This is a genomic window from Allobosea sp. 05T422_2 (assembly GCF_056396265.1).
In genome coordinates this window covers 47747-72399 of the sequence record NZ_JBFTLD010000006.1, presented here as the reverse complement: position 1 = coordinate 72399, position 24653 = coordinate 47747, and the positions used below count along the sequence as shown (strand labels likewise).

Sequence of the window (24653 nt, the reverse complement as noted above, 5' to 3'; positions counted from 1 at the left end):
CCCCGTGCCCTAGCCGATCCTGGGATCGGTCGCAGGCGTCGCCGCATCCGGCACGGGCTGTGGCTGGGCGAAGGGCAGCGAGCCGGTCTGTCGTTCGATGACGCGGTGCACCACGGGCGGGTTGGGCCCCTGATGCAGGGCCCTTACCCTGTCACCGATCATGGCATCTGCCTGGGTGACGCGCTGGTTCTGGCGGATATATTCGACCCAGGTCGGGCTGTCATAGCGCTCGATCCAGAGCTGCGGATCGGTCAGGTCGCGCAGCAAGGCCCAGTGCCTGGCACCGTCGCGGCGGCGGATGCGGCGGCGCTCGGCCATCACATTCAGGAAGGGGACGATGTCCTCCTCGCGAATGATATACTCGATGGTGACGATGATCGGGCCGCTGCGTGGCTCGATGTCGACGGCCACTTTCGGAACCTGCCAGCGGCTGAGCGGGTCGAGATTGAGCTGCTCGAGCGGCGGCAGCGCATAGCGCAGGCCCAGTGCGGCTCCGACAAGCAGAACAGCACCCGCACAGTACAGGGCACGGTCGGTGCCGAAATGCAGGGCGATGTAACCCCAGACCCAGCTGCCGAGCGCCATCCCACCGAAGGTCGCCATCTGGTAGAGCGCAAGCGCCCGGCCGACGACCCAGCGCGGCGCCGAAAGCTGCACGGTCGCGTTGAAGGTCGAGAGTGCAAGGACCCAGCTCGCTCCGGCGATGAGCAGGGCCGCCATGGTCGTCACGGTATAGACGCTCAGCCCCGCCAGGATGACCGCAGCCGAGAAGGCGGCAAAGGAGGCGCGCACCAGCGTCTCTGTCGTGAGCGCGCGACGTACCCGCGCGCTCAGAAGGGCTCCCCCGACCGCTCCCGCACCGAAAGCACCGAGCAGCAGGCCGAAGGTCAAAGGCCCGCCCTTGACGAGATCGCGCGCCACCAGCGGCAGCAGCGCCTGAACCGCAATGGCGCCGAATCCGAAGGCCGCACCACGCAGCAGCACCGAGCGGATATTTGGCGACATCGCGACATAGCGGATGCCGGCGCTCATCGCGATGCCGAGCGTCTCGCGTGGCAGCACGCGCTCGATCTTTGGAGGGTTCCAGCGCGCGAGTACGGTGACGAGCCCGATATAGCTCAGTGCATTCACCGTGAAGGAGGCGACGACGCCCGCCGCCGCAACGATGAAGCCGCCCAGCGCCGGCCCGACGCTGCGGGCAATGTTGAAACCGACGCTGTTCAGTGTGATCGCGGCCGGCAGATCGCGACGCGGCACCATCTCGCCGACCGAGGATTGCCAGGCGGGCCCGTTCAAGGCCGTGCCGCAGCCAATCAGGAAAGTCAGGCCGAGCAGCAGCCACGGGGTGATTACGCCGAACCAGGCCGAGACGGCGAGAGCCACGGAGACCGTGAACATGAAGCCCTGCGCCGTCAGCATGATCTTGCGCCGGTCGAAATTGTCGGAGATCGCCCCCGCCGCCAGCGAGAACATCATGATCGGCAAGGTCGTCGAGGCCTGCACCAGCGCAACCATGTCGGCAGAACTGGCGATCGAGGTCATCAGCCAGGCTGCGCCGACCGACTGGATCATCCCGCCGAAATTGGAGGCAAGGCTCGCGAACCACACAGCCCGGAAGATCGGCTGGCGCAGAGGCACGAATGGCGAAGACAGCCCCTCATCGACCGCCCCATCCCCCGTCGCGGCAACATCGGCTGCGGCTACGTCGGCGGTGGGTTGGGCGTTCGGATCGTCAGGCATGCCATAGGGTTAGAGCCTCGCCCGCGGGCTGCCAACCATCAGTTTGGAATGATTTGCTCTTAGGCACCCGTTTGCGCGGAAAGCCCTTCCCTGCGACGCGCACGCCGCTCGACCTGCCGCGCCGCAGGCGCACGCCAGTAATGGGCGAAGGCGACGAGAAGCCCGGCCAGCGCGACCCAATGCCCGGGCCTGAGGGCCTCGAGATCACCATAGACGACGACATCGGCATTGGCCTGGAACACCAGCCAGGCCGAGGCACCGGTCGCCAACGCATACCAGGCCGTCTCGCAAAGCGCAGTCAGAAGGCCGGCCGCAAGCGCCGTCAGGACCAGCCGGGGCGTATCGAGCGTCACGCCGGATCGCGGCAGCAGCCGGTAAAGCATCAGAAGGCAGAAGAGCCCGGTCATCAGCGCCGGCTGGGTGACGTCGATCTTCGACTGCAGGGCAAAGTGCAGCAGCCCCAGGGCAGCGATGGCATAGACGAGGTTATGCAGCAGTTGCCAGCGGGCGGAACCCAGCCTGCGGATCATGCCGTCGGTCGAGGTTGCACCGAGTGCGACCAGACCGGTCAGCCCCGTGATGCCGACGACGAGATAGAACCGTTTGACGATTTCAGAAACGATCAGCCCGGCGTCGAAACCGAGATCGATGCAGTAAAGCGCGAGATGGGCGAGCGCATAAGCCAGCACGGAGAGGCCCAGCATGCGGCGGATGCCGATGAGCTTGCCCCAGTCGAGAAGCCGGCGCAGCGGCGAGACGGCAAGGGTAACCAGCAGCAGCCTGAGCGCCCAGGTGCCGGTATCATGCACCGCCCGCGTCCAGGGCTTCGAACCGAGCTGGCCGGTCCAGGCGTCGAAGGCGAGCCAGAGCGCCGGCACCAGTAAGAGCGCAAATGTCGCAGCGCGCAGCCCCGAGAAGCGCCCCTGCCGGTCCAGCCACGGCAACCATGCCTTCATGCCGATCTCCACCATCGCATGTCCCGAATACGCGAGAGGCCTTGCCTCTGTCTCGCACGTCTGCACACAAGGACGTGAGCCTTCTGCGATCTGCCCCGTATTCAGAATGGACCGGCCATGCCTTCGACTAGCCCCACCGTCGTTTTCGATGTCGGCAACGTCCTGATCCGCTGGGATCCGCGCCATCTTTACCGAGAGTTGATCCCTGACGAAGCGCGCATGGACTGGTTCATGCAGAACATCTGCACCTCGGCCTGGAACCTCGAGCAGGATCGCGGCCGATCCTGGGCCGACGCCGTCGCCGAACGCGTCTCCGCTCATCCCGAATGGGAGCGTGAGATCAGGGCCTTCGACGAGCGCTGGCACGAGACGGTAACCGGCGAGATCGCAGAAAGCGTCGAGGTCCTCACGGACCTGAAGGCCAGGGGCGAGAAGGTCTATGCGATCACCAATTTCTCGCGCGAGAAATGGGACGAGAGCGTTGTCCGCTTTCCTTTCCTCGGTTCGTTCGACGGCGTCGTGGTCTCGGCACATGAACGGCTGATCAAGCCGGATCCTGCGATCTATCACGTGCTGCTGGAGCGCTACGGCCTCACCGCAGGTTCCTGCGTCTTCATCGACGACAGCGCCAAGAATATCGAGAGCGCGCGTCATGTCGGCATGCAAGCCGTGCATTTCGTCGAGCCGATCGACCTGCGGGCGACACTGCGTGGTCTCGGCGTCCAGATCTAGCGCCGAGCCCGTCCCGAACGTACCACGCTACGAAGACCAGAACGGCCAGAAGGCGCCTCGGAGAAAGTTCGCCACGCCATGAGCATTCCTGTCGAGAGCGTTCTGTCCACCGCCGGCACCGGCCCGTTCCAGCGTCGGCTGCTCGGCATCTTCGGCCTCGTCTGGGCGGCTGATGCCATGCAGGTGCTGGCGGTCGGTTTCACCGCCGCCTCCATCGCTGCGACCTTCGGGCTCAGCGTGCCACAGGCCCTGCAGACCGGAACGCTGTTCTTCCTCGGCATGTTGATCGGCGCCGCGTTGTTTGGGCGCCTCGCCGATCGCTATGGCCGCCGTCGCGTGCTCCTGATCACGGTCGCCTGCGATGCGGTATTCGGGCTGCTCTCGGTCTTCGCCCCGTCCTTCGCAGCCCTTCTCGCGCTACGCTTCCTGACCGGCATCGCAGTCGGCGGCACGTTGCCCGTCGATTACGCGATGATGGCGGAATTCCTGCCGCCGAAGAACCGCGGGCGTTGGCTGGTCATGCTGGAGGGTTTCTGGGCGGTCGGCACGATCGCAGTCGCCCTGGCCGCCTGGGCAGCAAGCATCGCCGGGATCGCTGACGCGTGGCGCTGGATTTTTGCTGCGACGGCGCTGCCCGCGCTGATCGGCATCTGGCTGCGCTTCTGGGTGCCGGAATCACCCCTGTACCTGCTGAAGGAAGGGCGAGCGGACGATGCCAAGCGCGTGCTCAACCAGATGCTGCGCACCAACGGGAAAGCGGAACTCTCGTCCGATTCGGCGATCACCCTGCCCCCGGCCGCGACGTCTTCCGGATTGCTCGCGCCTGATCTGCGCCGGCGCACMCTGCTGATTCTCGGAATCTGGTTCCTTGTCTCGGTGTCCTATTACGGCGTCTTCACCTGGATGCCGGCCAAGCTCGCCGGCGAAGGGTTCGGCTTCGTCCGTGGCTATGGCTTCCTCGTCATCGTCGCGCTGGCCCAGCTGCCTGGCTATGCGCTGGCCGCCTATGGCGTCGAGACATGGGGCCGGCGTCCGACCCTGATCGGCTTCCTGCTGCTCAGCGCGGCAGGCTGCGCCCTGTTTGTCGGCGCTGGCAGCGCAACAGTGATCGGCGCGTCGATCCTGCTGATGAGCTTTGCGCTGCTCGGCACCTGGGGTGCACTCTACGCCTTTACGCCCGAGCTCTATCCGACGGAACTCCGCGGCACGGGCATGGGGGTTGCCGGCGCCATGGCGCGGCTCGGCGGCCTGCTCGCGCCATCGGCGGTGGCGCTCGTGATTGCGCAGAGTTTTGCCACTGCGATCGCCCTGTTCGCAGCCCTGCTGCTGGTTGCAGCGGTTGCAGCCTTCCTGATCGACGCCGAGACGCGTCAGGCCGTTCTGGCGTAGTCGGACCGGCTGGGCTCGCGTCATCCCGGGCGCACGAAGCCAGCCCCGGGATGACCTTAGCGAGGGAGAGCGGAACCTGAGCTCCGCTCAGGAATCCATCTTTAGCGCAGCGATGAAGGCTTCCTGCGGGATCTCGACCTTGCCGAACTGCCGCATCTTCTTCTTGCCTTCCTTCTGCTTCTCCAGAAGCTTGCGCTTGCGGGTGGCGTCGCCGCCATAGYACTTGGCGGTCACGTCCTTGCGCAGCGCCCGGATGGTCTCGCGAGCAATGATCTTGCCGCCGATCGCGGCCTGGACCGGAATCTGGAACATGTGCGGCGGGATCAGTTCCTTGAGCTTCTCGCACATGGCGCGACCGCGAGCCTCGGCGCGGGTCCGGTGGACCAGCATCGAGAGCGCGTCGACCGGCTCGGCATTGACCAGGATCGACATGCGCACGAGGTCACCCTCGCGATAGTCGGTGATGGCGTAGTCGAAGGAGGCGTAGCCCTTCGAGATCGACTTCAAACGGTCGTAGAAATCGAACACTACCTCGTTCAGCGGCAGGTCATAGACGACCTTGGCCCGCGAGCCGACATAGCTCAGGTCGATCTGCAGGCCGCGGCGATCCTGGCAGAGCTTCAGCACCGAGCCGAGATATTCGTCCGGCGTGAAGATAGTGGCGCGGATCCAGGGTTCCTCGATCGCCTCGATCTTCATCACATCCGGCATGTCCGCCGGATTGTGCAACTCGAGCGTCGTCCCGTCCCGCAGCCTGAGATGATAGACCACGGACGGCGCGGTCGAGATCAGGTTGAGGTTGAACTCGCGCTCGAGCCGCTCCTGGATGATCTCGAGATGCAGCAGTCCGAGGAAGCCGCAGCGGAAACCGAAGCCGAGCGCTGCCGAGGTCTCCATCTCGTAGGAGAACGAGGCGTCGTTCAGACGCAGCTTCGACATCGCCGAGCGGAGCACCTCGAAATCGGCCGCATCGACCGGGAAAATGCCGCAGAACACCACCGGCTGCACCGGCTTGAAGCCCGGCAGCGCCTCGGCGACCGGCTTGCGATCGTCGGTGATGGTGTCGCCGACGGCGGTATCGGCGACTTCCTTGATCGAGGCGGTGAAGAAGCCGACCTCGCCGGGGCCGAGTTCCTTCACTTCCAGCATCTTCGGCTTGAAAACGCCGACGCGGTCGACGCCATAGGCGGCGTTCGCCCGCATCATGCGGATGGTCATGCCCTTCTTGAGCACGCCGTCGATGATGCGCACGAGCACGACGACGCCGAGATAGGCGTCGTACCAGGAATCGACCAGCAGCGCCTTCAGCGGCGCTTCGAGATTGCCCTTAGGCGCCGGCAGTTTCTGGACGATCGCTTCCAGCACGCCTTCGATGTTGAGACCGGTCTTGGCCGAAATCGGCACGGCTTCCGAGGCATCAAGGCCGATCACGTCCTCGATCTGCTGCTTGATACGCTCGGGCTCGGCTGCCGGCAGGTCGATCTTGTTGAGGACCGTGACGATCTCGTGGCCCGCGTCGAGCGCCTGATAGACGTTGGCGAGTGTCTGCGCCTCGACCCCCTGAGAGGCGTCGACAACCAGCAGCGAGCCTTCGCAGGCAGCCAGCGAACGGGAGACCTCATAAGCGAAGTCGACGTGACCGGGCGTGTCCATCAGGTTGAGGATGTAATCCTTGCCGTCCTGGGCACGATAATCGAGCCGGACGGTCTGTGCCTTGATGGTGATGCCGCGCTCCTTCTCGATATCCATCGAGTCGAGGATCTGCTCGCTCATGTCGCGGGCCGCGACCGTGCCGGTCTGCTGGATCAGCCGGTCGGCAAGGGTCGACTTGCCGTGGTCGATATGGGCCACAATCGAGAAATTGCGGATGTTGTCGAAACTGCGCGTGCTCATGGGCGCGCAATAGCAGTGAAGCCGCACGGGGCCAAGGGTTTGTGGCAGGCGCCTTGCTTCTCTGAAGCATGGCAGGCGCTTGACATTCCATTATATTAGATTTCCTCTACTAAAATGGAGAATCCTCCCGAGAGAGACATCGACAGGCGCCTCGCGACGCGCCTGAAGTCAGCGCGCCAACGGCGCGATCTGACGCTCGACGTGCTTGCCGAGCGCACCGGCGTCAGCCGCGCGATGATCTCGCGAATCGAACGGGGCGAATCGAGCCCGACCGCGGCGTTGCTGGACCGGCTGACCGMCGGGCTCGGCGTGACCTTGTCATCGCTGTTCCATGAGGAGCGCCATGTCGGCCCGGTCGCGCGCCTGGCCGACCAGCCGGTCTGGCTCGACCCTGGCAGCGGCTATGTGCGGCGCAATGTCTCGCCGTCGGGCATCGGCTCACCTGTCGAAATCGTCGACGTGACGCTGCCCCCCGGAGCACGCGTCCTGCTCGACGGACCGCGCATGCTGCACCGCCTCGACCAGCAGGTCTGGCTGCTCGCCGGAGAGATCGAGCTCAGCTTTGGCGGCGCCAGCCATCGACTGCGGAGCGGCGACTGCATCCACATGCTGCTCGACGGGCCGATCACCTATCACAATCCCGGCTCGGAGCCGGCCCGCTATGCCGTCGTGCTGATGACGGCAGACGGCCTATCCCAGGAAAGACCCCGATGACGACGCAGCTCGTTGATACGGCCTCGATCACGCGTCTCAATGCCACTGGCGCGCGCAACGCCATCCCTGCGCTTACCGGTATCCTTCGGGATTCCGTCGCGAACGGCGCCTCTGTCGGCTTCATGGCGGAGAATACCGAGGCCGATTTCAAGGCCTATTGGACAGGTGTCGCGGCCGGCGTCGAAGCAGGACAGATCCTGCTTCTGGTCGCGCGGCAGGGCGACGAGATCGTCGGCACCGCGCAGGTCCACCCCGCCGGCAAGCCAAACCAGYCGCACCGCGCCGATATTGCCAAGGTCCTGGTGCATTCCTCCGCGCGCCGGCAGGGTATCGGTGAAGCGCTGATGCTGGCAGCGGAGGCCGAGGCGTCGGCGGCCGGACGGACGCTGCTCTGCCTCGACACGGACGAGGCCGGCCCGGCGCGGCGGCTCTATAACCGGCTCGGCTGGACCGAGATCGGCACCATCCCGCGCTATGCGCTGATGCCCGATGGCAGCGATTGCGGCTCGACCTTCTTCTTCAAGTCACTCGCCTAATCCAGCGGATTGGGGCTGACCGGCAGATCGGGCTTGGCCGGTTTGCCGGAGAGTGAGGAAATGATGCGGCGCATGCCGGCGAGCAGTTGCTCCGCCTCCTCCTCAGGGAAGCCGGCCAGCGCCCGCCGGTTGACCTGCCGCGCCTCCGCAAGCGCAGACTGCTCCAGTTCCCGGGCCCGCCCTGTCAGATGAATGATACGGGCGCGGGCATCGGCGGCGTCGGGCCTGCGCTCGATCAGACCGTCGCGCTCCATGCGCGCAAGCGTGCTGGCCATCGTCGCCTGCTCGACATCGAGCCGCTCGACCAGGTGCTTCTGGGTGACGCCATCTTCTCGCCAGAGCTCGAGCAGGACCATGAACTGCGCCGGCGCAAGCCCGAGCGGCCGGATGGATTCAGCCAGGGCCTTGGCGAAAAGCCGCGCCATGTGGTTGGCGAGATAGCCGGCCGAATGAGTCTTGAAGGTCGTCACGATCGCATCCCCCCGCCGGGTCGAGATACCAGTTGAACAGCATACTATGCAATGATATATAGCATGCTATTCAAAATCGGGAGGTGACGATGCCCCAAGGGACCGACCTCATTTTGCAATCCGCGATCGCCCGGCGCATGGGACCGATCACATTGGCACTGGCGGCGCTGTTCAGTGGCGCAGCGATCTACATCCTCGCGGCCGAGCAGCCGGCGCGGCTGTCGCTCGACGACGGGGCGCTTCTGCGGCAATGGCAAGCGGCCATCGGCCCGGCGACGCGGATGCAGGCGACGCTGGTCGTGATCACGACGCTCTGCGCCGGTCTCTCCTGGCGCTCCACCCGTAACCCCGCCTGGCTGGTCGGAATGTTCGCGATCCTGGCCAATCTGCCGTTCACGCTACTGGTCATCGCACCGATCAACACGGAACTGCAGGCCATGGCCGCGGCGCAAGCCAGCGCCGCGAGCCGCCATCTCATTCAGCGCTGGGGCGAGCTTCACGCCATCCGCGCCGGGCTCGGGCTATTCGCCGTCCTCAGCTTCAGCTGGGCGCTGTCGCGGCGTCCGTGAAGCCCTGAGCCTTACTCCGCCTTGCGATAGTAAGGCTCGACCGGCCCCTTGAGCGTGATCGTCATCGGCCGGCCGAAGCGGTCCTTGGCGGCGCCGGCCGCCACCTTGATCCAGCCTTCGCTGACGCAATACTCCTCGACATTGGTCTTCTCAGTGCCCTTGAAGCGGATGCCGATATCCTTCGCCAGCACCTCGGCGTCGTAAAAGGGGCTGTCCGGGTTGACGGAGAGACGATCGGGGAGCGTGTCGGTCATGTCTTTGGCCTTGTGGTCTGGAGCGCACCTGGGTCGCTTTGGCGGCAGAGGTAACGCCAGAATGCGTCGATGCCAAATCGGGATGCTTGAGCGGCCTCCCGGCCACTGCGAAATTCGGGGCCGGCGACGTCATGGAGCGCGGGCTGGCGGTCCACCTGATCGAGCGACAGAGCAGTCTCGGTCCGGGGCAACCCGAAGCGAACGACCTTCACGCCAGCGAGCAGGTCATGGCCCGCTGGCTGGAATCGTTCAGCGGCCGCCGGCCTTCTCGATCAAGGCCGCGACGGCCCGCTGCCCGCGCTGGCGGGCATGGGCCAGCGGCGAGACACCATCCTTGTCGGCCAGACTCGGATCGGCGCCTGCCTCGAGCACAAGCTTTGCAACCTCCTGATGCCGTGGCCCGCCATCGCCCAGGATGACGATCTCGAGCAGGCAGGTCCAACCGAGATCGTTGACGTGGTCCAGGTCGATGCCGCTGCCCAGGAGCAGCTTGACCGTCTCGACATGGGCGCGCTCGCAGGCCGGGATCAGGGCGTTGCCGCCATAGCGGTTGCGGATCGCCAGGTCGGGCTTCAGCGGGATCATCGCAGCGACGATCTCGGCGCGACCGGCGGCACCGGCGAGCAGCCAGGGCGTGTCGCGATTGGCGGCCTGCGCATTGATGTTGGCGCCCGCCGCGAGCAGCGCCTTGGCGATCGCTACATGATTGCCGGCCACAGCGAGCAACAACGGCGAGCGCCCCTGCGCATCGCGAGCCTCGAGATCGGCCCCGGCCGCGATCAGCCGGGAGACCTCGGCAGTCCTGCCGGCGGCGGCCGCGTCGAGGAGGCTCGCCTGTCCGTTCTGCCCCATCGCCGCCATCGCAAAAACTCCAAGCACCAGAATCAGTCCGGCTCGCAAGACGCGCTTCACCGCGCACCATCCAGAAGCCGCCCCACGACCTTGGCGGTATAGTCCACCATCGGCACGATGCGGGCATAGTTCAGCCGTGTCGGGCCGATGATGCCGACAACGCCGACAATGCGCTGCTCGGCATCATGGAAAGGTGCGGCGATCATCGAAGAGCCGGACATCGAGAACAGCTTGTTCTCTGAGCCGATGAAGATGCGCACGCCGTCGCCGGCCTCGGCGCGGGACAGCAAGTCGATCACGTCGGTCTGCGTCTCCAGATCCCCGAAGAGCAGGCGGATACGCTCGAGATCCTCCTGTGCCTTGAGATCCTCCAGCAGATTGGCCTGGCCACGCACGATCAGATGGCGATCGCTGCTCGGACCTGACGAGGTGGCGATGCCGCTCTCGACAAGCTTCGCCGTCAGCGCATCGAGTTCGCGCTCCATGGTGGCGCGATCGTCGGCGATCTCGCGCTGCAGTTCGCTCAGGGTCTTGCCGAGGACACGGGCATTGAGAAAATTCGCAGCCTCCGTCAGGGCCGAGGCGGGCAGACCCGGCGGAAGGGCGAGCAACCGATTCTCGACCGTACCGTCCTCCGCCACGAGCACCACAAGCGCGCGCACCGGCTCCAGCCGGACAAATTCGATATGCTTCAGCCGGGAATTGGCCTTGGTGGTGACCACAACGCCGGCACCACGCGACAGCCCAGACAGCAGTGCAGACGCCTCGGTCAGCGCGCCGTCCAGCGTCCGGGTCGAGGCCGCTGCCCGCATCTGAGCCTCGATGCGGGCGCGTTCGTCGGAGGTCAGGTTGCCGACTTCCATCATGGCGTCGACGAAGAAACGCAATCCGCGTTCGGTCGGCAACCGACCGGCCGAGGTATGCGGCGCGTAGATCAGCCCCGCCATTTCGAGGTCGGTCATGACATTGCGCACAGTTGCCGGCGACAGGGCCACCGGCAGCAGCCGCGCGATGTTGCGCGAGCCGACGGGCTCGCCCGTCGCGAGATAGCCATCGACGATCTGCCGGAAAATCTCACGGGAGYGTTGGTCGGTCTCGACCAGCCCGCCAGGGCTGTCCTGCCGCGTGGGCGCGCTCATGGCGAGGCGAGTATCTGGTTGCACATAGGCTATTGTCCCTTCGGCGCGGCAGCGGATCAAGAGGCAAGCGCTGGCTGCTAGCCTTGCCGCGCCCGGCCCAAACGCCTACAAGCCGCCGAACTCACGAAATCGGGATGTGAACATGCGACCCTCCAAACGMGCGGCCGACGAGATGCGCAAGGTCACGCTGGAACGCGGCGTGGTGCGCTATGCGGAAGGTTCCTGCATGGTCAGCTTCGGCGAGACCAAGGTGCTCTGCGCCGCGACGGTCGAGGAAAAGGGTCCACCATGGCTGCGTGGCACCGGCAAGGGCTGGGTCACGGCCGAGTACTCAATGCTGCCGCGTGCCACGCATGAACGCACACGCCGCGAGGTCACCTCCGGCAAGCCATCGGGCCGCACGCAGGAAATCCAGCGCCTGGTCGGGCGCTCGCTTCGCGCGGTCGTCGACCTGACCGCCATCGGCGAGCGCCAGATCGTGGTCGATTGCGACGTCCTCCAGGCTGATGGCGGCACGCGCACGGCCTCGATCACCGGCGCCTGGGTCGCGCTGCACGACGCGCTGAAATGGATGGAGGGGCGCGGCATGCTCAAGGCATCGAACCCGCTCAAGGATCATGTCGCCGCGATTTCCTGCGGTATCGTCGCCGGCAACCCGGTCATCGATCTCGACTATGTCGAGGATTCCGGCGCGCAGACCGACGCGAACTTCGTCATCACCGGAACAGGCGGCCTGGTCGAAGTGCAGGGCACTGCCGAAGGCGCTCCCTTCTCGGAGGATKAGCTGATGGCCCTGCTCCGGCTCGCCAAGGGCGGCGTCAGCAAGCTGGTCGCGCTGCAGAAGGCGGCGGTGGCCTGATCATGAGCGGACATCGGCTTCTCCAAGGCAAGGTCGTGATTGCGACCCATAACCAGGGCAAGCTGCGCGAAATGCGCGAGCTGATGGCGCCCTATGGCGTCGATCTGGTCTCGGCCGGGGAACTCGGCCTGCCCGAGCCCGAGGAGAATGGCCACATGTTCTCGGAGAATGCCGCGATCAAGGCGGTGGCMTCCGCGCAAGCGAGCGGCCTGCCGGCGATCGCCGATGATTCCGGCCTGTGCATCGATGCGCTCGACGGCGCCCCTGGCCTGTTCTCCGCCAACTGGGCCGGGCCGGGCAAGAACTTTGCCCCGGCGCTCGCCCGCGTCCAGGCCGAGCTCGCCAAGCGCGGCGCAACGACCTCCGACAAGCGTCGGGGTCATTTCGTCTCCGCGCTGGTCATCGCCTGGCCGGACGGACACCAGGAGCTCTTCGAAGGCCGCGTCTACGGCGAGATCATCCATGAGCCGCGCGGCCCTTCAGGCTTCGGTTACGATCCGATTTTCAAGCCGGACGGCCGCACCAAGACCTTTGGCGAAATGTCTTCCGATGAAAAGCACGGCGTGCCGGATGATGGTTCGGAGGCGCTGTCGCATCGCGCCCGCGCCTTCCAGCTCCTCGCCGCAGCCTGCCTGAGGCTGCCCCAGTGAACGCGCCAGCCGCCATCGCCGAGCGTCAGGCGGTCGCGCCGCATCCGACCGCGGATGCCGGTTTCGCGGCCTATGTGCATTGGCCATTCTGCCTGGCCAAGTGCCCCTATTGCGACTTCAACTCGCATGTGCGGCATACGCCGCCCGACCAGCAGCGCTTCATCGAAGCCTTCAGGCGCGAAATCGCGCACCGCGCCCAGCTAGCGCCCGGACGCACCGTCTCCTCGATCTTCTTCGGCGGCGGCACGCCCTCGCTGATGGAGGGCCGCACGGTCGGCGCAATCCTCGACGCGATCGGCGGCGCCTGGGCGGTCGACCCGAATTGCGAAGTCTCGCTCGAAGCAAACCCGACCAGCGTCGAGGCAGGACGCTTCCAGGATTTCCGCGCCGCCGGCGTCAACCGCGTCTCGCTCGGTGTGCAGGCGTTGAACGACGCCGACCTCAAGGCGCTGGGCCGGATGCACTCGACACAGGAAGCGCTCGATGCGGTGGCGATCGCGCGGCGCTATTTCGAGCGCTACTCCTTCGACCTGATCTACGCCCGCTCCGTCGAGCAGACTCCCGCGCTCTGGCGCGAGGAACTCGAACTCGCGATCAGCCATGCTGCCGAGCATCTCTCGCTCTACCAGCTCACCATCGAGCCCGACACCGCCTTCGCGGCCCTGTACAAGGCCGGCAAGTTGAAGGTGCCGGATTATGAGGTCGGCGCCGCACTCTACGAGACGACGCAGGAGATCACGGCAAAGCACGGCCTGCCGGTCTACGAGATCTCGAACCATGCCAGGCCGGGCGCTGAATGCCGGCACAATCTCGTTTACTGGCGCTATGGCGAATATGCCGGCATTGGCCCCGGTGCGCATGGAAGGCTGGTCACAGCAGAGGGCCGGATGGCGCAATCGACCGAGAAGCGACCGGAAGTCTGGCTCGAGCGCGTCGAGGCCGAAGGGCATGCGCTGGTCGAGAACGAGTGCCTGAACGCCGAGGCGCAAGGCGACGAATATCTGCTGATGGGCCTGCGACTGGTCGAGGGCATCGATCCGGTCACGTTCAGGGCGCTTTCAGGGCGCGAACTGAAGTCTTCCCGCGTCGACAGCCTGATGAAGGAGGGGCTGCTGACACGCAAGCCCGGCGGCAAGCTCGCCGCGACACCGGACGGGGCGCTGGTCCTGGACGCGTTGGTGGCGGATCTGGCGGCCTAGACCTGCCGCCCCCATGCCCGGCCTCGCGCCGGGCATCATTCTGTTTCTGGAACCGAGGATCTGCGCGTCGCAGCGCCCGGAAACCGCGCGCGGGGGCCCTGTTACGTCCTCGGCCCAAGGTCTCGCGGCGCGGCATTGACCGTCACGATCTGGCCGTTGCGCAGTTCGAGAACCGCAAGCCCGCGCTCGATCTGCCCATCCGGGCGGAAACGGAAGACGCCGTCCGCACCGGCAAAGCCCTGCGGGTTGGTCAGAACCGACTCGGAGAAACGCTGGCTTCCCTGCGTCCGCGCCAACGCCGCTGCCAGCGAGACCGCATCATAGGCCAGAGTCGCGGTGCGGGTCGGCGCGCCGTTGAAGCGCTGCTGATAACGGCCCGCAAAGGCATTGAAACCGGCTGTGTCGGGCGATGCGAACCAGCCTCCCTGGATCGCCGGAACGCGCGCGACGCTGGCATCGTTCCAGACACCGGTGCCGAGAGGCTTCACCTTGGCCGGATCGAACCCGGCTTGCTGAAGTGCCAGTCCCAGCGCCGGCATGGTGTCGGCTGCGGCCGGGACGAAGAGCGCGTCCGCCTGCTGCAAGGCCGGCACGAGGCGCTGGACAGCGGTGCGCATGCTGTTCTGGTCGGAGCCGAAACGCTCGATGATGACCGCCCGCGCCCCGCGATTGGCGACGGCCTGCTGGAACGCGGCCTCGACGACCCGGCCATAGGCGGTATCCGGAACCAGCGCGGCAAAGGACTTGCGCCCCTGCGAAGAGGCGTAGGCGATCACGCGATTGACGTCGTTCTCGGGCGGGAAGGAGAGCAGATAGACGCCGCGCGAAGCGACATTGCTATCGCTGGAGAAAGCCATGATCGGGCGGTTGGCGCCGCGCGCCACTTGAGCGGCAGCCTGCACCGAGGGTGCAAAGAGCGGCCCGATGATCAGTTCAGCACCTTCACGCAGCGCTTCCTGAGCCGCGGCCTGAGCGCCTTCCGGCGACCCGCGATCATCCTTGACCAGCAGCGTGAGGTCGGCGCCCGGGAATTCGGCAAGMGCCATCTCGGCAGCGTTCTTCAGGGAGTTGCCGACGACCGCGCCCTGCCCTTCCGCAGTCAGGGGAAGCACGAGGCCGACTTTGACCTTGCCGGTGCCGATGGTCTGGCCGGTGGGCGCCTGAGCCTCGCCGCCCGGGGCCGCGGAACCGCCGTCAAAACCTGGCAGACCGGACGTACCGCCGCTGCAGGCCGCGAGCCCAAGCGAAACACCGAGGGCCAGAGCCGCCAGACGCAACCTCGAGACCGGAAGGGGGAGCCGTTGGAGCAGCACGGGATCATCTCCAGTCGAGAACGGGGAACGCGGTCATTGCGACCGTATCCAGCTTGCAGTCCCCCGACCGTGGAGAACTCCTGCCAGTGCGACATGGTATTTTCAAGTTGTTAACTCTGTCTTGCCGCATTTGAAACGAGGCGCAGCTGCATGCGGCCGTGGCATAAGGACCGCGGCTGTGGCAGCTTGCGGACATGTCCGCTCCGTCCTCCGCCCCGCCTGCCTCTGCCCCGCGTGCATCGCAGCGCGCCCCCAGCTACACGGCCTTCGGGCTCCGCGCCGAAGCGGAGACGCTGGCGCCGGGCCTGCACATCGTCGCAACCCCGATCGGCAATCTGCGCGACATATCGTTTCGCGCCCTGGCGACGCTTGCCGCCGCCGATGCCGTGCTCGCCGAGGACACGCGCACCAGCAAGACGCTGCTGGCACATTACGGAATCTCGACACCGCTCCTGCCCTATCACGAGCACAATGCCGCGCAGATGCGGCCGAAGATCCTGGCCAAGCTGCGGGAGGGCGGGCGGCTTGCCCTGATCTCCGACGCGGGCACGCCGCTGGTGTCGGACCCCGGCTACAAGCTGGTCGCCGATGTCGTCGCCGAAGGCCTGCCGGTCACCGGCATTCCCGGCCCCTCAGCCGTTCTGGCGGCGCTGGTGCTTGCCGGCCTGCCGACAGACCGGTTCTTCTTCGAAGGTTTCCTGCCGCCGAAATCGGCCGCGCGGCGCGGGCGACTGACCGAGCTGGCGGTCATTCCAGGCACCCTCGTCTTCTTCGAATCGCCGCGCCGCCTCGCCGAGATGCTCGCCGATGCCGGCGCAGTGCTGGGCGCAAGGCCGGCAGCGGTCGCCCGCGAACTGACCAAGTACCACGAAACCGTACAACGCGGGACGCTTGCTGAACTCGCCGCCCATTACGGCGAGGAGGAAGAAGCACGCGGCGAGATCGTCGTGATCATCGGTCCACCCGGAGCCGAGGCTCTGCTTCCAGCGGGAGATGTCATCGATGAGCGCCTGCGCGAGGCCATGGCGCGGCTCTCGCTCAAGGAGGCGGTCGCGCAGGTCGCCGCCGAGACGGGGCAGCCGCGCCGCAAGATTTATGCGCGCGCCCTCGAACTGACCCGCGAGCCTTGAGAGCCAGGGCTCGCAGCCAGAAGGCCAGACGAGCCGGAACGACCGGCCAGCGCGGCGAGCTGCTGGCGATCCTCTGGCTTGCCGCGAAGGGTTACCGGCCCCTCGCCCGGCGCTTCGGCGGCAAGGGCGGCGAGATCGACCTCATCGTGAAGCGCGGACGCACCATCGCCTTCGTCGAGGTCAAGGCCCGGGGCCTGCTCGACGATGCGCTGACCGCGATCACTCCGGAGAAACGCCGGCTGATCGAGGCCCGCATCCGGCAATGGCTCTCGCGCAATGCCTGGGCGATGGACCATCATTTGCGAGCCGATGCCGTCTTCGTCGCGCCCTGGCGTCGGCCGCGCCATGTGCCCGGCGCCTTCGAGCTGATCCTGTGACGCGCAGCCTGCCCCTTGCACAGGCATGGGGCCTGGGCCGATATGAGGCCGCGCAACAGGAACCTTGCCCATGACCCTTGCCGTCGCCATCCAGATGGACCCCATCGAACGCGTCAGGATCGCCGGCGATACCGGCTTCGCCTTGATGCTGGAGGCGCAGCGGCGCGGACACACGCTCCACACCTATACGCCGGACCAGCTTTCGATGCGGGACGGCAAGGTCACCGCGCCGATCAGGCCGGTCGAAGTGCGTGACGTCGACGGAGATCACTTCACCCTCGGAACCGAGGAACGCACCAATCTCTCGACGCTCGATGTCGTGCTGCTGCGGCAGGACCCGCCGTTCGACATGGCCTACATCACCTCCACGCATATGCTGGAGCGCATCCATCCGAAGACGCTGGTCGTCAACGATCCCGCGCAGGTACGCAACGCGCCCGAGAAGATCCTGGTCACGCATTTCCCCGAACTGATGCCGCCGACCCTGATCACCCGCGACAGGGCCGAGATCGAAGCATTTCGCGAAGAGTTCGGCGAGATCGTGATGAAGCCGCTTTACGGCCATGGCGGCGCGACCGTGTTCAAGACCGGGAAGGGCGACCCCAATTTCGGCTCGCTGTTCGATCTCTTCTCCGGGATCTTCAAGGAGGCCTGGGTGGTCCAGCGCTTCATGAAGGAGGTCAGCGCCGGCGACAAACGCATCCTGCTGGTGGACGGCAAGGCGGCAGGCGCGGTCAACCGGGTCCCGGCCGATGGTGACCTGCGCGCCAATATGGTGCGCGGCGGCGCCGCCGCTCCGACGGATCTCTCCAAGCGCGAGCTCGAGATCTGCGAGGCGATTGGTCCGACGCTGCGCGAGCGAGGCCTGATCCTGGTGGGAATCGACGTGATCGGCAACTACCTGACCGAGATCAACGTCACGGCGCCGAYGGGCGTGCGCGCCGTCAAGAAGCTGGGCGGGCCCGATATCGCCGCCCAGGTCTGGGACGCGATCGAGGCGAAGGTGAGAAGCCGAGGCTAGGGCCCCCACCGCATCGGGTCAGGCTCCGGCCTGTCCCGGCCGACAGCGCAGCATCGGGGCTGAAGGCTCAGGCGCTCCTGGCGACCGCCGTCCCGTTCAACGGATTGGCGGCATCCCAGTCGTAKCGCATCGTATCGAAGCGCATCGTCATCGCGTCGACGAGCAGGAGCTTGCCGACCAGCGGCTCCCCGAAGCCGGTGATTGCGCGAATCACCTCCAGCGCCATCAGCGAGCCCATCACGCCGGCGAGCGCGCCAAGCACACCGGCTTCGGCACAGGGTGCGACCGTGCCAGGCGGCGGCGGATTGGGAAAGAGGCAGCGATAGGTCGGGTTCGGCCGCCCGTCCGGCCGCTTCTCATGCGGGCGCAGCGTGGTCAGCGACCCATCGAAGCGGCCAAGGGCCGCGGTGACCAGCGGCTTCTTCTCGTAGAAGCAGGCATCGGCGACGGCGTAACGCGTCTCGAAATTGTCGGTGCCGTCGGCGATCACGTCGTAGAAGGCAACCATGGCGCGGGCGTTGTGCGGGTCGATGCGGGTGACATGCTCCTCGACCGCGACATGCGGGTTGAGCCGCTTGATGAAGCCGGCAGCCGCAACCGCCTTGTTCGCGCCGAGGTCGGCAGTGCTGAAGATGGTCTGGCGCTGCAGGTTGGAAAGCGAGACATGATCGGCGTCGACGATACCGATCATGCCGACACCCGCGGCGGCAAGATACTGGATCAGCGGCGCGCCAAGCCCGCCCGCGCCGATCACGAGTACGCTGGTGGATTTGAGTTTGGCCTGCCCCGGACCGCCGATCTCCGGCAGCACCAGATGGCGCGCATAGCGTTCGATCTCGTCACCGTGCAGGCTCATGCATCAGAGTTAAGCCGAACCGCTGGATTGGGCAATCGTGGCGTTGGCGGGGCCAAGGGAAATGGCCTGCAGCCCGGCTTGGCCGGGCGAGGAAGCCGTGCCATCGTGCGCACAGGCAGGGGCGGAGAAACCGCGCCGCGCGTTCACAGGGGAAGCACATATGCGGGTCAGATCTCTTGCGCTGGCGCTAGCGGGCGTCGCCTTTTCGGCTCTCGCCGCCATGGCGCAAACCGCAATCAAGCCGGCGGTCGTTTATGACAAGGGCGGCAAATTCGACAAATCCTTCAACGAAGCCGCCTTCATCGGCGCCGAGAAATTCAAGAAGGAAACCGGTGTCGAGTTCCGCGATTTCGAGCCGACCAACGAGGCGCAGATCGAGCAGGCCCTGCGGCGCTTCGCACGCGACGGCCATTCCCCGATCATCGCGGTCGGCTTCAGCCAGGCGACCGCCCTGCAAAAGGTGGCAGCCGAATTCCCCGACCTGAAATTCACGATCATCGACATGGTTGTCGACCTGCCGAACGTACAGTCGGTCGTGTTCAAGGAGCATGAGGGCTCCTATCTCGTCGGCCTGCTCGCCGGGATGGCATCCAAGAGCGGCAAGGTCGGGTTCGTCGGCGGCATGGATATCCCGCTGATCCGGAAATTCGCCTGCGGCTATGTCCAGGGCGTCAAGGCGGCGAAGAAGGATGGCGAGGTCTTCCAGAACATGACGGGCTCGACGCCCTCCGCCTGGAACGACCCGGTGAAGGGCGGCGAGCTTGCCAAGTCGCAGATCGACCGCGGCGCCGACGTGATCTACCACGCAGCCGGCGGCACCGGCATCGGCGTGCTGCGCGCGGCGGCGGATGCCGGCAAGCTCGGCATCGGCGTCGATTCCAACCAGAACGCCCTGCAGCCGGGCAAGGTGCTGACCTCGATGCTGAAGCGCGTCGATGTCGCGACCTACGCCTCCTTCAAGGCGGCCCGCGAAGGCAGCTGGAAGCCGGGCATCTCCGTGCTCGGGCTGAAGGAGGACGGCGTCGCCTGGGCGCTCGACGATGCCAACCGGGCCTTGATCACGCCCGAGATGAAAGCCGCCGCCGACAAGGCGCGCGATGACATCATCGCCGGCACGGTGAAGGTGCACGACTATATGTCGGACTCTAAGTGCACGATGTGAGGAACGGGCGCATGCCGCCCTCTCCTTCTCGGGGAGGGCGGCGCTTTGGGGCCGCATCCGGATGAAGATCACCATTCTTGGCTCCGGCGACGCCTTCGGATCGGGCGGGCGTTTCAACACCTGCCTGCTCGTCGAGGCCGTCGGCGAGCGCATGTTGCTCGACTGCGGCTCGTCGAGCATGGTCGCGCTGAACAAGGCGGACGTCGCCCGCAATCCGATCTCGAGCCTGCTGTTCACGCATTTCCACGGCGACCATTTCGGCGCGCTGCCGGCCTTTCTGCTCGATGCGCAATTCGTCTCGCGCCGGAACGAGCCCCTGACCATCGCAGGGCCGGCCGGCATCGAACACCGAGCGTGGCATGCGCTGGAGGCCGATTTCCCCGGCGCCTCGGCCAATCCCTGGCGCTTCCCGATCCGTTTCGTCGAGGTGACGCCGGAAGCACCGGCAATGTTGGCCGGGCTCRCGATCACCGCCTTCCCGATGGTGCATGACGAGCGCGCCGGCCCTTGCCAGGGCTATCGACTGGCACGCGACGGCAAGGTCTTTGCCTTTTCCGGCGATACGGCCTGGAGCGATGAGCTGATCTCCTTGGCCGCCGGAGCCGATGTGCTGCTTGTCGAGTGCTACAATTACGACCGGCCGCTGGCCAACCATCTCGACTACAAGACACTCGCGGCACGGCGCGGCGATCTCGCGACCCCGCGCATCGTGCTGACCCATATGGGGCCGGGCATGCTCGCCCATGACGGCCCGTTGCCGGAAGAGCGGGCCCATGACGGCATGGTGATCGTGCCATGAGCGTTCCCGCCATCGAACTGATCGCGATCAGCAAGCGCTTCGGCCCGGTCCTGGCCAACAAGGACGTCTCGCTTTCCATCGCCGCCGGCTCAATCCACGGCATCGTCGGCGAAAACGGAGCCGGCAAATCGACGCTGATGTCGATCCTCTACGGTTTCTATGAGGCCGATTCCGGCGAGATCAGGGTCGCAGGCCAGCCCTTGCGTATTCGCAGACCGGCGGACGCGATCACGGCCGGCATCGGCATGGTCCATCAGCATTTCATGCTGGTCGAACCACTCAGCGTCGTCGAGAACGTCGTGCTCGGCGCGGAGGGCGGCAAGCTGCTCAAGGGCGGCATCGCCAGGGCACGGGCCGAGCTTGCGCGCCTCTCCCGGGATTATGGCCTCGCCATCGACCCGGACGCCATCGTCGGCGATCTCTCCGTCGGCTTTCAGCAGCGCGTCGAAATCCTGAAGGCGCTCTATCGCGGCGCCGAGATCCTGATCCTCGACGAACCCACCGCCGTGCTGACCCCATCGGAAGCCGACCAGCTCTTTGCGCTGCTGCGATCACTGAAGGCGCAGGGCAAGACGGTGATCCTGATCACCCACAAACTGCGCGAGGTCATGGATGTGACCGACACCGTCTCGGTGATGCGTCGGGGTGAGATGATCGCGCATGTCGAAACCGCCCGGACCTCGCCTCCCGAGCTTGCCGAAGCGATGGTCGGACGGCGCGTGCTGCTGCGGGTGGAGAAGACGGAGCATCCGCGCGGGGCCCCCGTTCTGGAGGCTGCCGGCCTCGGTTTCTATGACGAGCGTGGTTGCGAGAAGCTCAGCGATGTCAGCCTGACGCTGCATGCCGGCGAGATCGTCGGCATCGCCGGCGTCGCCGGCAATGGCCAGAGCGAATTGCTCGAGGTGCTTGCCGGCCTGCTCCAGCCCTCGCGCGKCGTCATCCGGCTCGACGGCGAGATCCTCAACGCCGGCGACCGCACGCCCGCCAATCTGCGCGAACTCGGGGTGATGCATATTCCCGAGGACCGCCACAGGATGGGACTGGTCACCGCCTTTCCCGCGGCCGAGAACAGCATCCTCGGCTACCAGGACGACCCGGCCTTCGGACCAGGCCCCTTCCTCTCGCCGACCAGGATTGCAGCGCACGCGTTTGCCGGCATGACGGCCTATGATGTGCGCCCGGCAGACCCGTCCCTGAAGGCCGCGAAATTCTCGGGCGGCAATCAGCAGAAGATCGTGCTGGCCCGCGAGATCGAGCGCGCACCAAAGGTCCTGCTCGTCGGCCAGCCGACACGCGGCGTCGATATCGGTGCGATCGAGTTCATCCATCGCCGCCTGATTGCGCTGCGCGATGCCGGAGTGGCGATCCTGCTTGTTTCGGTCGAGCTCGAGGAGGTGATGGCGTTGTCCGACAGGATCCTGGCCATGTGCGGCGGCCGGGTCACCGGCGAGCGAGCGGCCGAGGCCACCAATGAGCGCGATCTCGGCCTGCTGATGGCCGGTGTGAACCAGGAAGCCGCATGAGCGCCACGCCGATCGACCTGCCCCGCTGGGCCGATGCCGGGCTGGTTCCGCTGGTCAGCGTCACTGCGGCGCTCCTTGTCGCCGGACTGGTGGTGCTCGGCATCGGCGAGAGCCCCTTGGAAGCCACGGCCCTGCTTCTCAAGGGTGCCCTCGGCAGCATCGAGGGCTTGGGTTTCACGCTCTACTACACCACGAATTTCATCTTCACGGGCCTCGCCGTCGCCGTCGCCTTCCATGCCGGGCTGTTCAACATCGGCGGCGAGGGCCAGGCGACCGTCGCCGGCATCTTCCTCGCGCTGGCTTGCCTCTGGCTCGCGCCGCTGCCCGGCATCCTGCTCGTGCCGCTCGCCATCCTGGCGGGAGCGGCAGGAGGCGCGCTCTATGGTTTCATCCCCGGCTGGCTGCAGGCGACGCKCGGCAGCCACGTCGTCATCACCACGATCATGTTCAATTTCCTGGCGGCGACGCTGAGCGTCTATCTGCTCGTCAACGTGATGGGGAAACCTGGTTCGATGCAGGCCGAAACCCCGGAATTCGCCGGGCACGCCGTGTTGACGCCGATGCACCAGTTGCTCGCGCCGCTCGGGATCAAGCTGCCGGCGACCCCGCTCAACACCGCTTTCCTGCTCGCGCTCGCCGCGCTCGTCGCAATCTGGGCACTGATCTATCGCTCGCGCCTCGGTTACGCGATCCGCACCGTGGGCGCCAATCCACGCGCTGCCGCCTATGCCGGCATTTCGCCCGCCCGGATGACCATGGTCGCGATGGCGCTCTCCGGCGCCCTGGCTGGCGGGCTCGCGGTCAACGAGGCGATGGGTGTGCAGCACCGCCTCCTGATCGATTTCACGGCCGGCTACGGTTTCGTCGGCATCGCCGTCGGGTTGATGGGGCGCGGCCACCCGATCGGCGTCGCGCTCTCAGCCTTCCTGTTCGGCGTGCTCTATCAGGGCGGAGCGGAACTCTCCTTCGACAAGCCGACCATTACGCGGGACATGGTCGTCGTGATCGGCGGCGTGGTCATTCTCTTTGCCGGGGCGCTCGACGGGCTCTTTCGCAAGCTCGTCGCCAACGCCCTCCGACTCGGCCGGGTGGCCTAGCCATGGACTGGCTCACGACCATCGCCGTCATCCTCGATTCCACGATCCGACTGTCGATTCCGCTGCTMTGCGCGGCACTCGCCGGGCTATGGTCCGAACGCTCCGGCGTCGTCGATATCGGGCTGGAAGGGAAGATGCTGGTCGCGGCCTTCGCTTCGGCCGTCGCAGCCTTCGTGACCGGCTCCGCCTGGGCGGGGCTCGGCGCCGGCATCCTGGCCTCGGTCCTGCTCTCGCTCGTCCACGGCTTMGCAGCGATCACCTGGCGCGGCAACCAGATCGTCTCCGGCGTCGCCATCAACATGCTGGCGGCGGGCGTCACCGTGGTGCTCGGCAATGCCTGGTATGGACAGGGAGGACGGACCCCGCCGCTCGAAGGGGCAGCGCGCTTCGGCGATCTCACCCTTCCCTTCGCCAGGGCCATGCGCGAACACGTCCCCGTCCTCGGCCTTCTCTACGACGAGGTCATCTCCGGCCATGGGGCACCGGTCTATCTCGCCATCCTCGCGGTTCCGATCACCGCCTTCGTGCTGAAGCGCACACGCTTCGGCCTGCGGCTGCGCGCCGTCGGCGAGAACCCGGCAGCCGTCGATACCGCGGGCATCTCGGTCGCCGGGCTGCGCTATGGCGCGGTGGTGATCTGCGGCGTGCTTTGTGGGCTGGGCGGCACCTATCTCGCCGTTTCGCAATCGGCCGGTTTCCTGCCGCAAATGACGGCGGGAAAGGGCTTCATCGCGCTCGCCGCCGTGATCTTTGCGAATTGGCGTCCCTGGCCGGCGCTGGGGGCCTGCCTGCTCTTCGGGCTGCTCGATGCCATCGCGATCCGGCTGCAGGGCGTGCTGCTTCCTGGTATCGGACAGGTTCCCGTCCAGGCGATCCAGGCCCTGCCCTATCTTCTCACCGTCATCCTGCTTGCTGGTTTCATCGGCAAGGCCGTGCCACCGAAGGCCTCCGGCCTGCCCTATGTGAAGGAGCGTTGATGAGCGAGTCTGCGCCCAATTTCGACGCCCTCTTCGCCACGGCCAGGCGCGCGCAGATCCGGGCCTATGCGCCCTATTCCGCATTCCGGGTCGGCGCCGCCATCCTCGATGACAACGGCGCGATCCATTCCGGCTGCAATGTCGAGAACGCCTCCTATCCCGTCGGGCTCTGCGCCGAGGCCGGCGCCATCTCCGCGATGATCGCGGCGGGCGGACGGGCGATCCATGCCGTTCTGGTCCTTGGCGACGGCGAGGAGCTGGTCACCCCGTGCGGTGCCTGCCGTCAGCGCATTCGCGAGTTCGCTGCCCCGGAAACACCCATCGCGATTGCGGGCCCCGATGGCGTGCGTGCCCGGTTTTCGCTCGCGGAGCTGTTGCCAGCCTCGTTCGGACCGGCCAATTTGCGCACCTGATTTGCGCAGGCCCGCGCGCATCCGTGCGCAGGC

The 24653-nt window shown here is 66.4% G+C and carries 26 protein-coding genes; 17 read left to right on the top strand and 9 right to left on the bottom strand.

Going from position 1 to position 24653, the window contains the following annotated elements:
• Nucleotides 1–9 precede the first annotated feature (9 nt).
• Nucleotides 10–1740, bottom strand: a complete 1731-nt coding sequence (locus AC1DJT_RS02415) for an MFS transporter (RefSeq protein ID WP_441506300.1) — start codon at nt 1738–1740, stop codon at nt 10–12.
• A gap of 59 nt (nt 1741–1799) precedes the next feature.
• Nucleotides 1800–2696 carry a protein-methionine-sulfoxide reductase heme-binding subunit MsrQ gene (locus AC1DJT_RS02410; protein WP_441506301.1) on the bottom strand — a complete coding sequence of 299 codons (897 nt, stop codon included), beginning with the start codon at nt 2694–2696 and terminating at the stop codon, nt 1800–1802.
• Between the two features lie 117 nt (nt 2697–2813).
• On the opposite strand from AC1DJT_RS02410, the gene AC1DJT_RS02405 reads away from it, so the two are divergent.
• Nucleotides 2814–3428 carry an HAD family hydrolase gene (locus tag AC1DJT_RS02405; protein ID WP_441506302.1) on the top strand — a complete coding sequence of 205 codons (615 nt, stop codon included), beginning with the start codon at nt 2814–2816 and terminating at the stop codon, nt 3426–3428.
• Nucleotides 3429–3506: 78 nt separating this feature from the next.
• Nucleotides 3507–4817: an MFS transporter gene (locus tag AC1DJT_RS02400; RefSeq protein WP_441506303.1), complete on the top strand. Its 1311-nt coding sequence runs from the start codon at nt 3507–3509 to the stop codon at nt 4815–4817.
• 87 nt (nt 4818–4904) lie between these two features.
• On the opposite strand, the gene lepA is transcribed toward AC1DJT_RS02400, so the two are convergent.
• Complete coding sequence (lepA, locus tag AC1DJT_RS02395) at nt 4905–6710, bottom strand: translation elongation factor 4 (protein WP_476833458.1); 1806 nt, start codon at nt 6708–6710, stop codon at nt 4905–4907.
• A 114-nt stretch (nt 6711–6824) separates the two neighbouring features.
• Here lepA and AC1DJT_RS02390 point away from each other — a divergent pair, with 114 nt between their 5' ends.
• Together AC1DJT_RS02390 and AC1DJT_RS02385 are read left to right on the top strand one after the other, a co-directional pair.
• Nucleotides 6825–7424 (top strand): helix-turn-helix domain-containing protein, encoded by a 600-nt coding sequence (locus AC1DJT_RS02390; protein WP_476833457.1) that lies wholly within the window; start codon nt 6825–6827, stop codon nt 7422–7424.
• Nucleotides 7421–7960 carry an N-acetyltransferase family protein gene (locus tag AC1DJT_RS02385; protein WP_476833456.1) on the top strand — a complete coding sequence of 180 codons (540 nt, stop codon included), beginning with the start codon at nt 7421–7423 and terminating at the stop codon, nt 7958–7960. Before AC1DJT_RS02390 ends, AC1DJT_RS02385 begins: the two co-directional genes overlap by 4 nt.
• Here AC1DJT_RS02385 and AC1DJT_RS02380 read toward each other — a convergent pair.
• Nucleotides 7957–8430 (bottom strand): MarR family winged helix-turn-helix transcriptional regulator, encoded by a 474-nt coding sequence (locus AC1DJT_RS02380; protein ID WP_441506307.1) that lies wholly within the window; start codon nt 8428–8430, stop codon nt 7957–7959. The two genes, AC1DJT_RS02385 and AC1DJT_RS02380, sit on opposite strands and share 4 nt — an antisense overlap.
• An 89-nt stretch (nt 8431–8519) precedes the next feature.
• Here AC1DJT_RS02380 and AC1DJT_RS02375 point away from each other — a divergent pair, with 89 nt between their 5' ends.
• The gene (locus tag AC1DJT_RS02375) at nt 8520–8999 is read left to right on the top strand and encodes an anthrone oxygenase family protein (RefSeq protein ID WP_441506308.1); all 480 of its coding nucleotides are present in this window, start codon (nt 8520–8522) and stop codon (nt 8997–8999) included.
• An 11-nt stretch (nt 9000–9010) separates the two neighbouring features.
• Here the strand turns inward: AC1DJT_RS02375 and AC1DJT_RS02370 are convergent, their stop codons facing one another.
• The 3 genes from AC1DJT_RS02370 to hrcA all read right to left on the bottom strand — a co-directional run bounded on the left by AC1DJT_RS02370 (nt 9011) and on the right by hrcA (nt 11244).
• Nucleotides 9011–9253, bottom strand: coding sequence for a DUF3297 family protein (locus AC1DJT_RS02370; RefSeq protein WP_069877953.1), 243 nt, complete (start codon nt 9251–9253; stop codon nt 9011–9013).
• Between the two features lie 249 nt (nt 9254–9502).
• Nucleotides 9503–10165: an ankyrin repeat domain-containing protein gene (locus AC1DJT_RS02365; protein WP_441506309.1), complete on the bottom strand. Its 663-nt coding sequence runs from the start codon at nt 10163–10165 to the stop codon at nt 9503–9505.
• Nucleotides 10162–11244: a heat-inducible transcriptional repressor HrcA gene (gene hrcA, locus AC1DJT_RS02360; RefSeq protein ID WP_476833455.1), complete on the bottom strand. Its 1083-nt coding sequence runs from the start codon at nt 11242–11244 to the stop codon at nt 10162–10164. Before hrcA ends, AC1DJT_RS02365 begins: the two co-directional genes overlap by 4 nt.
• Before the next feature lie 142 nt (nt 11245–11386).
• On the opposite strand from hrcA, the gene rph reads away from it, so the two are divergent.
• From rph to hemW, 3 genes are read left to right on the top strand one after another with little or no spacing between them, the layout of a single operon-like run.
• Entirely contained in the window at nt 11387–12103 is a 717-nt protein-coding gene (gene rph, locus AC1DJT_RS02355; RefSeq protein ID WP_476833454.1) for a ribonuclease PH, read from the top strand.
• A 2-nt stretch (nt 12104–12105) separates the two neighbouring features.
• Nucleotides 12106–12753: an RdgB/HAM1 family non-canonical purine NTP pyrophosphatase gene (gene rdgB, locus AC1DJT_RS02350; protein ID WP_476776741.1), complete on the top strand. Its 648-nt coding sequence runs from the start codon at nt 12106–12108 to the stop codon at nt 12751–12753.
• Complete coding sequence (gene hemW / locus AC1DJT_RS02345; RefSeq protein WP_476767925.1) at nt 12750–13952, top strand: radical SAM family heme chaperone HemW; 1203 nt, start codon at nt 12750–12752, stop codon at nt 13950–13952. Before rdgB ends, hemW begins: the two co-directional genes overlap by 4 nt.
• Before the next feature lie 101 nt (nt 13953–14053).
• On the opposite strand, the gene AC1DJT_RS02340 is transcribed toward hemW, so the two are convergent.
• Complete coding sequence (locus AC1DJT_RS02340; protein ID WP_441506312.1) at nt 14054–15265, bottom strand: penicillin-binding protein activator; 1212 nt, start codon at nt 15263–15265, stop codon at nt 14054–14056.
• Between the two features lie 194 nt (nt 15266–15459).
• Here AC1DJT_RS02340 and rsmI point away from each other — a divergent pair, with 194 nt between their 5' ends.
• From rsmI to gshB, 3 genes are all read left to right on the top strand, one after another.
• Entirely contained in the window at nt 15460–16395 is a 936-nt protein-coding gene (gene rsmI / locus AC1DJT_RS02335; protein ID WP_441490441.1) for a 16S rRNA (cytidine(1402)-2'-O)-methyltransferase, read from the top strand.
• Entirely contained in the window at nt 16392–16772 is a 381-nt protein-coding gene (locus AC1DJT_RS02330; RefSeq protein ID WP_069877958.1) for a YraN family protein, read from the top strand. Before rsmI ends, AC1DJT_RS02330 begins: the two co-directional genes overlap by 4 nt.
• A gap of 70 nt (nt 16773–16842) precedes the next feature.
• Entirely contained in the window at nt 16843–17793 is a 951-nt protein-coding gene (gene gshB, locus AC1DJT_RS02325; RefSeq protein WP_476833453.1) for a glutathione synthase, read from the top strand.
• A gap of 67 nt (nt 17794–17860) precedes the next feature.
• On the opposite strand, the gene AC1DJT_RS02320 is transcribed toward gshB, so the two are convergent.
• On the bottom strand, nt 17861–18649 hold the full coding sequence (locus tag AC1DJT_RS02320; protein WP_113518359.1) for a HesA/MoeB/ThiF family protein: 789 nt from the start codon (nt 18647–18649) through the stop codon (nt 17861–17863).
• A 160-nt stretch (nt 18650–18809) separates the two neighbouring features.
• On the opposite strand from AC1DJT_RS02320, the gene AC1DJT_RS02315 reads away from it, so the two are divergent.
• The 6 genes from AC1DJT_RS02315 to AC1DJT_RS02290 all read left to right on the top strand — a co-directional run bounded on the left by AC1DJT_RS02315 (nt 18810) and on the right by AC1DJT_RS02290 (nt 24620).
• Nucleotides 18810–19811, top strand: coding sequence for a BMP family lipoprotein (locus AC1DJT_RS02315; RefSeq protein WP_113518360.1), 1002 nt, complete (start codon nt 18810–18812; stop codon nt 19809–19811).
• Nucleotides 19812–19872: 61 nt separating this feature from the next.
• On the top strand, nt 19873–20610 hold the full coding sequence (locus tag AC1DJT_RS02310) for an MBL fold metallo-hydrolase (RefSeq protein WP_476833452.1): 738 nt from the start codon (nt 19873–19875) through the stop codon (nt 20608–20610).
• Nucleotides 20607–22133, top strand: coding sequence for an ABC transporter ATP-binding protein (locus AC1DJT_RS02305; protein ID WP_476833451.1), 1527 nt, complete (start codon nt 20607–20609; stop codon nt 22131–22133). The genes AC1DJT_RS02310 and AC1DJT_RS02305 overlap by 4 nt, the downstream gene beginning before the upstream one ends.
• Entirely contained in the window at nt 22130–23230 is a 1101-nt protein-coding gene (locus AC1DJT_RS02300) for an ABC transporter permease (protein ID WP_476833450.1), read from the top strand. The genes AC1DJT_RS02305 and AC1DJT_RS02300 overlap by 4 nt, the downstream gene beginning before the upstream one ends.
• A 2-nt stretch (nt 23231–23232) precedes the next feature.
• Complete coding sequence (locus tag AC1DJT_RS02295; RefSeq protein ID WP_476833449.1) at nt 23233–24207, top strand: ABC transporter permease; 975 nt, start codon at nt 23233–23235, stop codon at nt 24205–24207.
• Nucleotides 24207–24620: a cytidine deaminase gene (locus AC1DJT_RS02290; protein ID WP_441490447.1), complete on the top strand. Its 414-nt coding sequence runs from the start codon at nt 24207–24209 to the stop codon at nt 24618–24620. The genes AC1DJT_RS02295 and AC1DJT_RS02290 overlap by 1 nt, the downstream gene beginning before the upstream one ends.
• Nucleotides 24621–24653: the final 33 nt, after the last annotated feature.